This window comes from Streptomyces sp. NPDC004610, from assembly GCF_040609715.1.
Taxonomy (GTDB): domain Bacteria; phylum Actinomycetota; class Actinomycetes; order Streptomycetales; family Streptomycetaceae; genus Streptomyces.
The window spans coordinates 51,016-64,603 of the sequence record NZ_JBEXLA010000025.1 but is presented as its reverse complement, the minus strand read 5'-3'; the positions used below and the strand labels follow the sequence as shown (position 1 = coordinate 64,603).

The window sequence follows — 13,588 nt, the reverse complement described above, 5'->3', positions numbered from 1 at the left end:
TGGGAGAGTGAACGACGCCCTCCCTGTGCTCCGGGTCACCGAGTACGGCACCGTGAAGCTGCTGCCCGATGTCGACCGCCCCCGCGCCTGGCTGCTCACCGTCGACGGGGCCCCGCAGTCCTACGTCGATCTCGACGCGCCCGCCCATCTGGAGTTCGAGTACACCCGGCGGCTCGGGCACGCCCTGGACGTGCTGGACGCGCCGGGCCGGGCGAAGGACGTCGTGCACCTGGGCGGGGGCGGGCTGACGCTGCCCCGGTATGTGGCGGTCACCCGGCCAGGGTCCCGGCAGCGCGTGGTCGAGGCGGACGGCGGGCTGCTGGACCTCGTCACCGAGCAACTGCCGCTGCCCCCGGAGGTCCGGGCCGAGCTATACGCGGCGGACGCCCGGGAGTGGCTGGAATCCGCCCCCGACGGCTGTGCGGACGTGGTCGTCGGCGATGTCTTCGGCGGAGCGCGGGTGCCCGCGTCGCTGACCTCCGTCGAGTACGCGCGGACGGTCGCCCGGGTGCTCCGGGAGCGCGGCGTGTATCTCGCCAACCTCGCGGACGGGGCGCCCTTCGGGTTTCTGCGCGCCCAACTCGCCAACCTCGCGACGGTGTTCGGGGAGCTGGTGATGATCGCCGAACCGGGGGTGCTGCGCGGGCGGCGGTTCGGCAACGCCGTGGTCGTGGCGTCGCGTCACCCCGTCGATGTGGCGGCGCTGGCCCGGCGCACCGCCGCGGACGCCTTTCCGGCGCGGGTGGAACACGGGGCCGCGCTGCGGGACTTCATCGGCGGGGCGCGACCGGTCGGGGACGCGGAGGCGGTCGCCTCACCGGTTCCGCCGGAGGGGGCGTTCGGGGTCGGGTGATTCGGGGTCAGGTGAGGGGAGTGGGGCTGGGCCGGTCGTGGGGGGTTCCGAGTGCTGGTGGGGATCCGGGGGCTTCGACGTCGTCACCGGCGTGGTGCGCCGCTTCAGGCTCCGTACCTCCGGGACGCACAGGACCAGGGCCGTCACCACGATCACCAGGGCCGCGCAGCCCCACAGGGCGCCCGTTCTGCCGAAGGCCGACTCCGCCGGGCCAGCCAGCGCCGTCGCCAGCGGCACCAGGGACACCGAGCCGAACCAGTCGTAGGCGGCGACCCGGGAGAGCTTGTGCTCCGGGATCTCCTGGTGGAGCGCGGTCATCCAGGAGACCCCGAAGATCTCCAGGGTGACGCCGGTCAGGAACATCACCGCGCACAGCACCCCGATCGACGCCGGTACCGCGAGGGCCGCCGCGGGCAGCGCCAGCGGGAAGACCCCGAGGGTGCCGGCCAGCAGCAGCCGACGGGGTTTCCAGCGGATCATCAGCAGCGCCCCGGCGACCGTGCCCGCGCCGAAGAAGCCCAGCGCCAGACCCCAGGGACCGGCCCCGCCCAGATGATCGCGGGCGACCAGCGGCCCGTAGACCCCGTCGGCGGCGGCCACCACCGCGTTCGCGATCGAGAACTGGACGACGACGCTCCACAGCCAGGGCCGTCCGATGAACTCGTCCCAGCCCTCCCGCAGATCGGACAGCAGCCCGCCGCCCGGCTCCCGTGCCGGGATATGACTGACGTCCAGGAACCAGCGCAGCGCCCCGGCCAGCGCGAAGGCCACCGCGTCCGCCGCCAGCACCCAGCCGGGACCCAGCGCGGCGACCATCGCCCCGCCCAGCGCGGCCCCGCCGAGCGCCGCCCCGTGCATCGCCATCCGGAACATCGCGAACGCCCGGCTGGCGTGCTCGGCGTCCACGCTGGACAGCAGCATGCCCTCGGCCGCCGGGCTGAAGAACGCCTGGCCGGTGCCGCCGAGCGCGGACAGCAGCATCATGTGCCACAGCTGGGCCTGTCCGGTGAGCACGACCAGCGCGAACAGGCCCTGCGAGACACAGTTCAGGGCGTTCGCCGCGACCATCACCCGGTGGCGCGGCACCCGGTCCGCGAGCGCGCCGCCGACCAGCAGGAACAGCACCAGCGGCAGGGTGCGCGCGGCGGCCACCAGCCCGACGTCCCCACCGTCGCCGCCCGCCTCCAGCACGGCGAACGCGGCGGCGATCAGCGCCCCGTTACTGCCGAGGTTGGTGATGAAGGCCGCGCCGGTCAGCAGCGTGTAGTTGCGGCCGGCCCAGGCGGGACGGCGGGAGGACGACGGCCGGCCGGTGGGGGTGGGGGGTGTGGCGGGGGTCTGCACGGCCCGACTATCTCCGGCCCGGGTCCCCCTTGCCAAACCCCTTGCCGGACTTTCCGTAACCTCCCGGCACTTTCCGGAACCTTCCGGCACTTCCCGGAGTGGTCCGGGTCAGCCGCCCGTCGGCTCTCCGTGCAGCCGTACCGTCTTGAGGATCTTCAGGACATCGTCGTCCGGGATCTCGTCCTGAACCCCCTTGGCGCCGTAGAAGTTCCAGGACACGAAGTCATTGCTGGAGTTCTTGAAGCCGAAGGTGAGGGCCTTGCCGTCGCTGGCGCACTTGCCCTTCTGCGGGGTGTCGGTGGACCGCGCCCAGGCGATGGAGCCCTGGATGCCCGAGTCGGTGGTGAACGGCTCGGCCTTGTCGGGGCTCTGCACGCTCTTGCGGTCGGGCTGGGTGTAGCCGCCGAACACCCACCAGGACACATTGTTGATGGCGACCTCGTCGGTGTTCTTCGCGCCGTCCGCGCCCTTGGTGCCGACCGCGCCGAGCGAGGTGTCCTCGGTGGTGCCGTCCTTGTTGTCGTCGCTGGTGCACCACTTGGACTGGTACAGCGCCGTGCCGGCCATGGTGATGAGCGGCTTGAAGTCGTCCGAGTCCGACTCCTCGAACCCGATGCTCAGGGTCGGCGACTGCACCTCCCAGTCGGCCGGTACGTCGAAGGCGATGCCCCACTTGGGGTTCACCACGACCTTCCAGCCGGGCACGGTCGGCTCCTCGCTCTCCGTGCCGCGCGGGTTCTCCTGGGCGCTCGGCGACTCGGCCGGTTCCTGGGTCGCGGACCGGCTCGCCTCGGGTCCGCCCGCGTCGGCCGGGTCCTTGCTGGCGTCCTGGTCGCTGCCCAGGACCAGGAAGCCGGTGACACCGGCCGCGATCACCACGGCCGTGGCGGCGACGATGGCGACCAGCTTGGTCCGGTTCCCGCCCCCGCCGGACGGCGGCTGCGGGGTACCGACCGGGGTGGGCACGGTCCAGTGCGGTTGCTGCTGCGCGGGCTGGGCGGGCTGCTGCGGTTGGTGTGACTGGTGCGGTTGCTGCGGGTACGGGGTCTGCGGGGTCTGCTGGTAGCCCGGTTGCTGGTACGGGTTCGGCTGCTGGTAGCCGGGCTGCTGGTACGGGTTGGGCTGGGGGGTGCCGGGCTGGGGAGCGCCGGGTTGCGGGTGCGGGTCGGGCTGCGGAGCGCCCGGTTGCTGGTACGGGTTCTGTTGCGGAGCGCCCGGCGGGGGAGTGTCCTGCGGCTGATTCTGCTGCGGGTGTCCCTGTTCCGGGTGCCCCTGCTGCGGGTTCTGCTCGCCCCCTGGCGGCTGCTGTCCTGGCCACATGTGCGGTAACCCTAGTGCGGACCGGACACGATGGGGTCACCGCCCATCGTCAGTGCCGTACCGAAGCGGCATCGCGGGCGCTTCCTGAGCCTCCCCCCTATGCCGCTCCGACGACCTTTCCACTACCCATGGGTAACATGACCCTCATGAGCGCTGACCAGATGACGATCGGCGAGTTGCTCGCCGCCACGGTGCCGATGGTGCGGACCCTGAATCTCGCCTACCTGGAGACCACTCCGGAGAAGGCGGTGCTGGTCCTGCCGGATCAGGAGGAGTATCGCAACCATGTCGGCGGGCCCCACGCGGGCGCGATGTTCACCCTCGGCGAGTCCGCCAGCGGGGCCGTCGTACTGGCCGCCTTCGGTGACCAGTTGTCGCGGGCCGTGCCGCTGCCCGTGCACGCGGAGATCGACTTCCGCAAGATCGCGCTGGGCCCGGTGACCGCCACGGCCACCCTCGGCCGCCCGATCGCCGAGATCGTCGCCGAACTGGACGCCGGGGAGCGCCCCGAGTTCCCGGTCGCCGTGGAGATCCGGCGCGAGGACGGGGCGGTCACCACGGAGATGACGGTGGTGTGGACGCTGCGGCCGGGCCGCTAGTACGAAGTCGGGAACGGAGGGGGCCGGCCGCGCCGGGACGGGCGCATGACCGGGACGACGACCCGAAGTCGGGAACGGAGGCGGCCGGCACCCGCCGCGCCGCACGCCCCCGCCTGACGGTCCGTCACCCCGCGCTGTCGCACAGTGTGCTCATGACCGACACCGTTCCCCGACGTTTCGCCCTGCGGCTGCTGGGCGGTGCCCTCGCCGTCGTCGCGGCGGCCACCGGCGCGCACGCCTCCACCGTACGGGCGGCGGGCGCACGGAGCCCCGGCGCGCACTCGGCGACGGCGGCCCGGTCCGGTGCGGCCGGAGCCGGGCGCCGGGCCGGGGAACTGCTCGACCTGCTCACCCTCGACGAGAAGATCTCCCTGCTGCACGGCGCCACCGACCCCGCCCCGCTCGGCCAGGCGGGCTACGTCCCCGGGGTGAAACGGCTCGGCATCCCGCCCCTGCGGCTGGCCGACGGACCCGCCGGGGTCCGGGTCGCCCGGCACGCCACCGCGCTGCCCGCCCCCGTGCTGCTGGCGGCGGCCTTCGATCCGGCGCTCGCCCGGCGCTACGGCGAGGTCATCGGGCGGGAGGGCCGTGCCCTCGGCCAGGATGTGCTGCTGTCCCCGATGGTGAACCTGATCCGCACCCCCTACGCGGGCCGCAACTTCGAGACGTTCGGGGAGGATCCGCTGCTCGCCGCCGATCTCGTCGCCGCCGAGATCCAGGGCGTCCAGGACGCCGGACTGATCGCGACCGTCAAGCACTTCGCCCTGAACAACCAGGAGAAGGACCGTATGACGGTCGATGTCCGGGTGGACGAGCGGACCCTGCACGAGGTCGAGCTACGGGCCTTCGAGGCCGCCGTCAAGGCCGGTACCGGCGCGGTGATGGGCGCGTACAACAAGGTGAACGGGGTCTTCGCCTGCGAGAACCCGGTTCTGCTCACCGGGATCCTGCGCGAGCGGTGGGGGTTCGAGGGGTGGGTGATGACCGACTGGTCGGCCGCGCGGAGCACCGTCGCGTCGATCGCCGCCGGGCTCGACATGGAGATGCCCGACGGCCGCTACTTCGGGGCGGCCCTCGCGACGGCGGTCCGCGACGGACGGGTGCCCGAGACGCTGGTCGATGCCTCGGTCGGGCGGCTGCTCGGGGTGATGGAACGGTTCGGGCTGCTCGACGGGAGCGCCCCGCCCCGGCCCGAGCGCGATCCGGCGGCGGGCGCGGCCGTCGCCCTGGAGATCGCCAAGGCCGGTGCCACCCTGCTGCACAACGCCCGTGGCACGCTCCCGCTCGACGGGAGCGCCCGGCTCGCGGTGATCGGCGCCTCCGCGTCCCACCCCTTCATCAGCGGCGGCGGCAGCGCCCATGTCGTGCCCGACCGGGCCGTCAGCCCGCTGGACGCCCTGAAGGCGCGGGCCGCCTCGGTCACCCACGCCATCGGCGAGGACCTCTTCGGCAAGCCGCTGCCCACCGTCCTGCTCACCCCCGCCCTCGCCGCCGAGCACCGCACGGTGGCCGCCGGACGGACCTGGACCTACGACGGCACGTTCACCCTGGACGCGCCCGACGAGTGGACCTTCGTCCTGCACTTCTCCGGCGACCCCGCCCGCCGCCCCTCCGTCCGCCTCGACGGCACGGAACTCTTCCCCCAGCTCCCCGACCACGGCGAGTACTTCATGGGCGGTCTGACCACCGCCGCCCCCGACGGGCTCGGTGTCCGCCGCGCCACCCGCGCCCTCACCCCGGGCACCCACCGGCTGGGCATCACCGCCGAGGGCGGCACCGCCGGGCTCGCCTTCCGGCTGCGCCGGATCAGCGGCACGACCCGCCGTGAGGACGTGGCCGACGCCGTACGGATCGCCCGCGAGGCCGACCGGGTGGTGCTGTTCGCCCACGAGGACGCCACCGAGGGCCAGGACCGTACGAGCCTCTCCCTGCCCGGTGGCCAGGACCGGCTGATCGAGGCGGTGACCGCCGCCAACCCGCACACCACCGTCGTCCTCAACACCTCCTCCGCGACCGCGATGCCCTGGCTGGCCCGGACCGGCGCGGTGCTCCAGATGTACTACCCGGGCCAGGAGGGCGCCGCCGCGACCACCGCCGTGCTCTACGGCGACTGCGACCCCGGAGGCCGGCTCACCCAGACCTTCCCGGCCGACGACGACCACCACCCCGTCGCCGCCGACGCCCGCCGCTACCCCGGTGAGAACGGCGTCCTGGAGTACTCCGAGGGCGTCCACCTCGGCCACCGCTGGTACGACGCGCGGGGTGTGCGCCCGCTGTTCCCCTTCGGGCACGGCAGGTCGTACACCTCCTTCGCCTACGAGGGGCTCCGGGCCCGCCCTGCACCGGAGGGGGCCGAGGTCCGCTTCGCCGTGCGCAACACGGGGGGCCGGAGCGGGATCGCCGTGCCGCAGGTGTATCTGGGGCCCTCGCCGGAGCTGCGCCTGGAGCAGCCGGTGCGGGTGCTGGCGGGGTACCGGCGGCTGAGCCTCGGGCCGGGCGAGCGGCGCGAGGTGACCGTCCGGATCGCCGGACGCACGCTGTCGTCCTGGGACCCGGAGCGGCACGGCTGGGTGCTGGGGACCGGGCGGCGGACGGTGTGGGTCGGGGCGTCCTCGGGGGAGTTGGCGCTGCGGGCGGAGGTGGAGATCGCTCCGCGCCGAGCACGGACGAGGGGGGCTGGTGCAGTGCGCTCCGCGCCGAGTACCGGCGAGGGGGGGGCTGGTGCAGTTCGCTCCGTGCCGAGTGCCGACGAGGGGGGTTAGTGCAGTTCGCTCCGCGTCGAGTGCCGACGCGGGGCGGGCGTGACATGTCGGATATGCCCTAGTGCAGTTCGCCGTGCGCCTTGCCCAGTTCCGTGTAGAGCGTGCTGTTCAGGGTCAGGCCCTCGCGTTCCTCGTCCGTCAGCTCGCGGCGGATCTTCGCCGGTACGCCCGCCACCAGGGACCCCGGCGGGACGCGCAGCCCCTGCGGGACCAGGGCCTGGGCGGCGACCAGGGAACCCTTGCCGATGACGGCGCCGTTGAGGACAGTGGCGCCCATGCCGATCAGACAGTCGTCCTCCACGGTCGCGCCGTGCACCACCGCGTTGTGGCCGATGGACACCCGCTCGCCGACCGTCACCGGGAAGCCGGGGTCGGCGTGCAGGGTGCAGTTGTCCTGGACATTGCTGCCGGCGCCCACGGAGATCCGCTCCACATCGCCGCGCAGCACCGCCCCGTACCAGACACTCGCCCCCGCGTGGAGCGTCACGTCCCCGATGATCGCGGCCGTGGGTGCCACGAACGCCGTCGGATCGATCCGCGGCTCCCTGCCGCCGATACCGGTGATCAGCGCCTGCTGCGTCATACCGTCTCCCTGGGAAGTACTGCCCGTGCCGGTGGGTTCCGCTCAGCACCGTACGTCACCCGGTAGGGCGAAGATCACAGGCCACCCGCCCACGGACCGGCCCTCCCGCTGAGTAACGTGAGCCCGTGGCGAAACGCAAGAACACGTTCTCGTCCTGGCGGCGCCGGATGGCGCAGCGCGCCGTGCACTCGGGCTGGGCCTGGGTGCAGCGCACCGGCTCCGTGACGGCCGAGCAGCCGGGCCGCTTCCGCTTCGGCGCGATAGGAACCGGTACCAGACTGGCCTTCCCGCTCGGCACGGTCTTCGGCGAGCCCTGGATCCGGCTCGGCGCCCACTGCATCGTCGGCGAACAGGTCACCCTGACCGCCGGGCTGATGCCCGACCTCGATCTCGGCCCCGACCCGATCCTGCGCATCGGCGACGGCGTCGTCCTCGGCCGCGGCAGCCATGTCATCGCCGACACCACGGTCACCATCGGCAGCGACTGCTACTTCGGCCCGTATGTCTATGTCACCTCCACCAACCACTCCTACGACGATCCGCACCAGCCCATCGGCAAGCAGTGGCCGCGCATGGAGCCGGTCGAGATCGGCCCCGGCTGCTGGATCGGCACCGGCGCGGTGATCCTGCCGGGCGCCCGGATCGGGCGGAACGTGGTCGTCGCGGCCGGCGCGGTGGTGCGCGGCACGGTCCCCGACCACGCGGTCGCCGCGGGCGCCCCCGCCCGGGTCGTACGGCGCTGGACCCCCGCCGAGGGCTGGCAGCCGCCGCTGCGGACCCCGGCCCCGGTGCCGATCCCGGACGGGGTGACCTCCGAGCAACTGCTCGCGGTGTCCGGGCTGGACGACGCGGCGGCGGCGCGGCTCGCGGACCTGGACGACGAGGGCCTCGCCCGGCTCGACGCCGACTGAAGGCCAGGTCCGACGCCGACCGAGCCGACGGCGAGCGCCTCGCCAGGACCGACGCCGACCGAACCCGGGTCGTGCCGCGCAGTACAGTGCGGTGAACAATCGGGTGCAGCGCACCGTAGTGCGGTGGGTGTGCCGCCGCCGGTGGACGCCGCCGGTCTGGATGTCGATGTTGGGTGGAATGTGTCGGACCTCGAACTGCTGACCCAGTCGCTGGCGCGCACCGTGAAGCACTGGCGCGCGGTGCGCGGCTTCACCCTCGATGTGCTCGCCGCCCGCTCGGGCGTCAGCCGGGGCATGCTGATCCAGATCGAGCAGGCCCGCACCAACCCCAGCCTCGGCACCGTCGTCAAGATCGGCGACGCGCTCGGCATCAGCATCACCACCCTCCTCGACTACGAGCAGGGCCCCAAGGTCCGGATCGTCCCCGCCGACCAGGCCGTACGGCTCTGGCACACCGACGCCGGCAGCTACAACCTGCTGCTCGCCGGGACGGAGGCCCCCGGGCCGCTGGAACTGTGGGAGTGGCGGCTGATGCCGGGCGAGTCCAGCCCCTCCGACCCGCACCCCACCGGCACGGTCGAGCTGGTCCATGTCATCGAGGGCGCGCTGACCCTCACCGTCGACGGCACCGACCACCGCGTCCCGGCAGGCGCCAGCGCCGCGTTCGAGGCCAACGCGGCCCATGTCTACGGCAACACGGGGGATGTCCCGATGCGCATGGTGATGGCGGTGTCCGTGCCGCCTGTGGGGTGAGTCGACGGCCTTGGGGCTAGCCACCGTCCGTGGGCCGGGACGCCTGCCCGGGGCCGTCGGAGCGCCTGTTAGCGTGCCCGGATGCGCGCACCCATCGGACACTTCGACCAGGCCACCCCCGCCCCCGACGCCCTCGCCGACCTGATCGCCCCGGTCGCCGCCGCCGTCCGCGACTGGACCGGCAGCGTCCCGGCCGAGCAGCTCGTCTATGTCGAGACCGACCCGCAGTGGGCCGACACCGCCGTCTTCGTCCAGCACTACGGGCAGGAACTCCTCGAACAGTCCGCGAACTGTGTCGTCGTGGCCGGGAAGCGCGGCGGCGAGACCACCCTCGCGGCCTGTGTCGTCCTCTCCACCACCCGCGTCGACGTCAATGGCGCCGTCCGCAGGCAGCTCGGCGCCCGCAAGGCGTCCTTCGCCGCGATGGACACCGCGACCGGGGAGAGCGGCATGGAGTACGGCGGCATCACCCCGATCGGTCTGCCCGCCGACTGGCCGGTGCTGGTCGACTCCGCGGTGGTGGACCTGCCGTACGTCCTCGTCGGCAGCGGGCGGCGGCGCGGGAAGCTGCTGGTGCCGGGCAAGGCGTTCGCCGAGCTGCCGGGCGCGGTGGTGCTGGAGGGGTTGGGGGTCGCTTGAGGCGTCGTCGGGGTCGGCCGGGGTGGCGCCCTGTCGTGACCGGAGCCGCTTGAGGGCGATGGCCTCGCTCGGGGCCGGTGGCGTCCGCCCGAGGGCAGCCCGTGCCGGGTCAGCCCAGGCGGGGTATCTCGATCGCGGGGCAGTGGTCCATCACCATGTCGACGCCCGCCGCGCGCGTCCGCTCGTACGCCGCCTCGTCGATCACCCCGAGCTGGAACCAGACCGCCTTGGCGCCCTTCGCCACGGCCTCGTCGGCCACCGCGCCCGCCAGGTCGCTGTTGACGAAGACATCGACCACGTCCACCGCGAAGGGGATGTCGGCCAGCGAGGCGTAGCCCCGCTCACCATGGACCGTCTCCGCCTTGGGATGGACCGGGACGACCCGCTTGCCGAACCGCTGGAGCACCTGGGCGACCCCGTACGCCGCCCGGGACGGGTTCGAGGACAGGCCCACCACCGCCCAGGTGTCGCCCGACTCGGTCAGGATCTTGCGGATGGTCGCATCGTCGCCGTACACCGCCGGCCTCCCAGACATCCCGTCGCCCACACAGCTCTTGCCCCGCGCCTGTGATCGCGCGTCTGTGGAGTGAACGTGCGGCACTCCGTGGAGATTCCCACCGTCGCGCATCAGCCGTCCCGGACCGCTTTTCCGCGCCAAGGTGTCCGGATGCCTCATGACATGCCTGCCTATCGCGGCTTTGGGGCCTACGCTCGGGCCGTGCTGCGCATCATCGACGCCCGTACGGGCCATCCCGCCGACGCCGCCCCGGTCCGCCGGGGACTGACCCGCGTCGAGGTCCATGCCGACGGACACGACACCACCGCCCTGCGGGTGCTGCTGGTCGCCGACGTCCTCGTCCGTGCCCTGGAGCTGGGCGGTACGCCGGTGTGGGCGCAGCTGGGCGGCGCGGCCGACCAGACGGAACTGCGCGCGGACGCCGCCGCGCTCGGCGTCCGGCCGTTCGAGGAGAGCCGGGACGTGGGGCAGGCCCTCGGCGCGGCCCAGGTGATACACGTCGCGGCGGGGGAGGGACCGGCGGGCGGCACCGCCGAGGGCGCGCTCGTCGGCGTGGCGCCGGTGGACCCGGTGACGGGGCCCCCGCCCGGCACCGACCCCGCCGCCCTGCGGCTCGCCCTGGTCTCCGTCCGGCACGACCGTCCCGCGCGCGTGGACCCCGCCGCGCTGGACACCGCCCGGGGCACCCTCTCCGGCTGGCGCCGCGCGGTCGCCGACTGGGCCCGCACCCCGTCCCGGCCGATCCCCGCCGACGTACGCAACCGGCTCCGCGCGGCCTGGGAGGACGATCTGGACGTGCCCGGTGTCCTGGACGTCCTGCGCGGGGTCGCGGACGACCCCGGTGTCCCCGACGGGGCCCGCTTCGAGACCTTCGCCTACGCCGACCGGCTGCTCGGCGTGGAACTCACCCGCGATGTGGGGGCGCAGGCGTGACCCGCCGGGCGGGTGCGGGCCCGCTGCGGCGGCTGGTGGTGCTGCGGCACGCCAAGTCGGCCTGGCCGGACGGCGTCCCCGACCACGACCGGCCCCTGGCACCCCGGGGCCGCCGGGACGCGCCCGCCGCCGGGCACGCCCTCGCCGAGGCCGATCTGCTGCCCGACCTCGCCCTGTGCTCCACCGCCGTCCGCGCCCGCCAGACCTGGGAGCTGGCGTCCGCGCAGTGGGGCACCCCGCCGCCGGTCCACCATGACGCGCGCGTCTACGGGGCGGAGATACCCGAGCTGCTGGCCGTCGTGCGCGAGACCCGGCCCCGGGTGGAGACCCTGCTCCTGGTCGGGCACAACCCCGGTCTGGAGGACCTGGTGCTGCACCTCGCCGGGGACGGCCTGGACGGCACCCTGGACCAGGTCCGGGAGAAGTTCCCCACGTCCGCGATAGCCGTCCTGACCTGGTACGGGCCCACCTGGGAGGCCCTCGGCCCAGGCGCCGCGCTGCTGACGGCGGTCCTGGTGCCACGGGGGCGGAAGAAGAAGGCCGCGTAAGGGTGTGGGCGGTCACGCCCTGGCGGGCCGCGGCGGGGCAGGGCGTGAGTGGCGAGGCAGGGCATCGGCGCCGCGGCAGGGCACCGGCGCCGAGACAGGGCATCGGCCCCGAGGCAGGGCATCGGCGGCGAGACAGAGCATCAGCGCCGAGGAGAGTACGGCGCGCTAACCCGTCCCGGCGAACCCCGCCGCCAACGCCCCCGCCCCGCCTAGCACGATCAGTTGCAGCACCCCGGGGGCCCGCCACCGCAGGGCGAGCAGGCCGCCGCCGGTGAGGCCCGCGCCGCCGAGCAGGATCCACATCGCCTGCCGGGCCAGCCGGGGCGCCTCTGCCGGGTTGTCCGGGTCGTAGGCGTCGCCCCAGCCGGTGATGCCCCAGCGCAGCCACAGCCAGGCGATGAGCAGCGCATCGAGCGGCAGCAGCGCCGCACAGGCCGCCGCCTGCGCCCCACCGGACGGCCCGCGCCGCCGCCCCGAAGCCGTCACGGCCCCCTCAGCCGTCACGGCTCCCTCAGCCGTCACGGCTCCCTCAGCCCGCCCCGCACTCGCCATGGCCCCTCCATCCCCCGACCGCCCTGACCGCCGCGCCTTCCGCGACCGCCGCGCCTGCCCCGACCGCCCCGACCGCCGCACCTGACGCGACCAGCCTCCCGCCCCAACCCCGCTCGCACATGAGTACGCCTACCTAGGAGGGCCACCGGGAACCGCCCCCCAGGGCGCGCATAGGCTGGGCGGATGCCGGACGAGTACCGCACAGTGGCCCGCGCGGGTGTGCACGAGACCGAGGTCAACCGCTCCCGCTTTCTGTGCGCGCTCGCCCCCGCGGCCACCGAGCAGGAGGCCCAGGCCGTCATCGCGCGGGTGCGCAAGGAGCACGCGGACGCCACCCACAACTGCTGGGCCTATGTCATCGGCGCGGACGCCGCCGTCCAGAAGGCCAGCGACGACGGCGAGCCCGGCGGCACCGCCGGGGTCCCCATGCTCCAGATGCTGCTGCGGCGCGACATGCGCTACGCCGTCGCCGTGGTGACCCGCTACTACGGCGGGGTCAAACTCGGCGCGGGCGGTCTGATCCGCGCCTACGGCGGTGCGGTCGGCGAGGCGCTCGACGCCCTCGGCACCCGCACCCGGCGCCGCTTCCGGCTGGCCACGGTCACCGTCGGCCACCAGCGCGCGGGACGCCTGCACAACGACCTGCTCGCCACCGGCCGCACCGTACGGGAGGTGCGCTACGGCGAGCAGGTCACCATCGAGGTCGGCCTCCCGGACGCCGATGTCCCCGCCTTCCGCGCCTGGCTGGCCGACACCACCGCCGGGTCCGCCGCCCTCGAACTGGGCGGGGAGACCTACGGGGACGTCTGACGCGGGGTGCGCACCGGGTGGCCGCACCCCGCGGGACTGACGGGCCGTCACCGCTAACGGCAGTCGAGGTACGCGGAGTGGATCCAGACGCCGCTGCGGCCGTTCACCACGTCGCCCATGATCCAGTTCCCGTCCTGGGAGCGCTCGATGAGCTGCCGCCCCGCGTTGACCTGGCCCAGGACCGGGTACTGCGTGCCGGGACCGCCCCGGAAGTTGACGCCGTTCTCGGTGACCGTGCAGATCATGCCCTGCTGGTCCGCCGCCCGCGCGGGAGCGGCCTCCGGCGTGGCATGGGCGAGGGGGCCGGCGGCCAGGGTGAGCCCGCCGACGAGGAGGGCCGCGGTCAGCATGCGCTTCTTCATGAGGATTCCTTTTCCGTTCGCTTTCTCTCGTCGCGTCAAAGGCGACGTTCCGGGTCCTCGGTGCGGGACCCGACGCACCGTTTCTAGCCGCTAATCTGTTGT

15 protein-coding genes are annotated in these 13,588 nt (G+C 73.9%); 9 read left to right on the top strand and 6 right to left on the bottom strand.

Going from position 1 to position 13,588, the window contains the following annotated elements; genetic code table 11:
- Positions 1-7: 7 nt before the first annotated feature.
- Positions 8-853, top strand: a complete 846-nt coding sequence (locus ABZX40_RS26060; protein ID WP_355743242.1) for a fused MFS/spermidine synthase — start codon at positions 8-10, stop codon at positions 851-853.
- Here the strand turns inward: ABZX40_RS26060 and ABZX40_RS26055 are convergent.
- Complete coding sequence (locus ABZX40_RS26055) at positions 815-2,197, bottom strand: MFS transporter (RefSeq protein ID WP_355743239.1); 1,383 nt, start codon at positions 2,195-2,197, stop codon at positions 815-817. The two genes, ABZX40_RS26060 and ABZX40_RS26055, sit on opposite strands and share 39 nt — an antisense overlap.
- Before the next feature lie 108 nt (positions 2,198-2,305).
- Positions 2,306-3,517, bottom strand: coding sequence for a hypothetical protein (locus tag ABZX40_RS26050; RefSeq protein WP_355743237.1), 1,212 nt, complete (start codon positions 3,515-3,517; stop codon positions 2,306-2,308).
- A gap of 161 nt (positions 3,518-3,678) precedes the next feature.
- Between ABZX40_RS26050 and ABZX40_RS26045 the strand changes: the two genes are divergently transcribed.
- Both ABZX40_RS26045 and ABZX40_RS26040 read left to right on the top strand, forming a co-directional pair.
- Positions 3,679-4,116, top strand: coding sequence for a DUF4442 domain-containing protein (locus tag ABZX40_RS26045; protein ID WP_355743447.1), 438 nt, complete (start codon positions 3,679-3,681; stop codon positions 4,114-4,116).
- Between the two features lie 152 nt (positions 4,117-4,268).
- Positions 4,269-6,878, top strand: coding sequence for a beta-glucosidase (locus ABZX40_RS26040; RefSeq protein ID WP_355743234.1), 2,610 nt, complete (start codon positions 4,269-4,271; stop codon positions 6,876-6,878).
- Between the two features lie 58 nt (positions 6,879-6,936).
- Here the strand turns inward: ABZX40_RS26040 and ABZX40_RS26035 are convergent, their stop codons facing one another.
- The gene (locus tag ABZX40_RS26035; protein ID WP_355743231.1) at positions 6,937-7,461 is read right to left on the bottom strand and encodes a gamma carbonic anhydrase family protein; all 525 of its coding nucleotides are present in this window, start codon (positions 7,459-7,461) and stop codon (positions 6,937-6,939) included.
- 125 nt (positions 7,462-7,586) lie between these two features.
- Here ABZX40_RS26035 and ABZX40_RS26030 point away from each other — a divergent pair, with 125 nt between their 5' ends.
- The 3 genes from ABZX40_RS26030 (at position 7,587) to ABZX40_RS26020 (ending at position 9,764) form a co-directional block, all read left to right on the top strand.
- Positions 7,587-8,372, top strand: coding sequence for an acyltransferase (locus ABZX40_RS26030; RefSeq protein ID WP_355743229.1), 786 nt, complete (start codon positions 7,587-7,589; stop codon positions 8,370-8,372).
- A gap of 180 nt (positions 8,373-8,552) precedes the next feature.
- Positions 8,553-9,125 (top strand): helix-turn-helix domain-containing protein, encoded by a 573-nt coding sequence (locus ABZX40_RS26025; protein ID WP_355743444.1) that lies wholly within the window; start codon positions 8,553-8,555, stop codon positions 9,123-9,125.
- An 81-nt stretch (positions 9,126-9,206) separates the two neighbouring features.
- A complete protein-coding gene (locus ABZX40_RS26020; protein WP_355743227.1) occupies positions 9,207-9,764 on the top strand; it encodes a YbaK/EbsC family protein in 558 nt (185 codons plus the stop codon).
- A gap of 109 nt (positions 9,765-9,873) precedes the next feature.
- On the opposite strand, the gene ABZX40_RS26015 is transcribed toward ABZX40_RS26020, so the two are convergent.
- The gene (locus tag ABZX40_RS26015) at positions 9,874-10,281 is read right to left on the bottom strand and encodes a CoA-binding protein (RefSeq protein WP_355743225.1); all 408 of its coding nucleotides are present in this window, start codon (positions 10,279-10,281) and stop codon (positions 9,874-9,876) included.
- 201 nt (positions 10,282-10,482) lie between these two features.
- On the opposite strand from ABZX40_RS26015, the gene ABZX40_RS26010 reads away from it, so the two are divergent.
- Both ABZX40_RS26010 and ABZX40_RS26005 read left to right on the top strand, forming a co-directional pair.
- Positions 10,483-11,214 carry a hypothetical protein gene (locus ABZX40_RS26010; RefSeq protein ID WP_355743222.1) on the top strand — a complete coding sequence of 244 codons (732 nt, stop codon included), beginning with the start codon at positions 10,483-10,485 and terminating at the stop codon, positions 11,212-11,214.
- Positions 11,211-11,762 carry a histidine phosphatase family protein gene (locus ABZX40_RS26005; RefSeq protein ID WP_355743219.1) on the top strand — a complete coding sequence of 184 codons (552 nt, stop codon included), beginning with the start codon at positions 11,211-11,213 and terminating at the stop codon, positions 11,760-11,762. The genes ABZX40_RS26010 and ABZX40_RS26005 overlap by 4 nt, the downstream gene beginning before the upstream one ends.
- 165 nt (positions 11,763-11,927) lie before the next feature.
- Here ABZX40_RS26005 and ABZX40_RS26000 read toward each other — a convergent pair whose 3' ends face one another.
- Entirely contained in the window at positions 11,928-12,266 is a 339-nt protein-coding gene (locus tag ABZX40_RS26000; RefSeq protein WP_355743216.1) for a hypothetical protein, read from the bottom strand.
- Positions 12,267-12,497: 231 nt separating this feature from the next.
- Between ABZX40_RS26000 and ABZX40_RS25995 the strand changes: the two genes are divergently transcribed.
- Complete coding sequence (locus ABZX40_RS25995; protein ID WP_355743213.1) at positions 12,498-13,124, top strand: YigZ family protein; 627 nt, start codon at positions 12,498-12,500, stop codon at positions 13,122-13,124.
- 53 nt (positions 13,125-13,177) lie between these two features.
- On the opposite strand, the gene ABZX40_RS25990 is transcribed toward ABZX40_RS25995, so the two are convergent.
- Positions 13,178-13,486 carry an SH3 domain-containing protein gene (locus ABZX40_RS25990; RefSeq protein WP_355743210.1) on the bottom strand — a complete coding sequence of 103 codons (309 nt, stop codon included), beginning with the start codon at positions 13,484-13,486 and terminating at the stop codon, positions 13,178-13,180.
- Positions 13,487-13,588 lie beyond the last annotated feature (102 nt).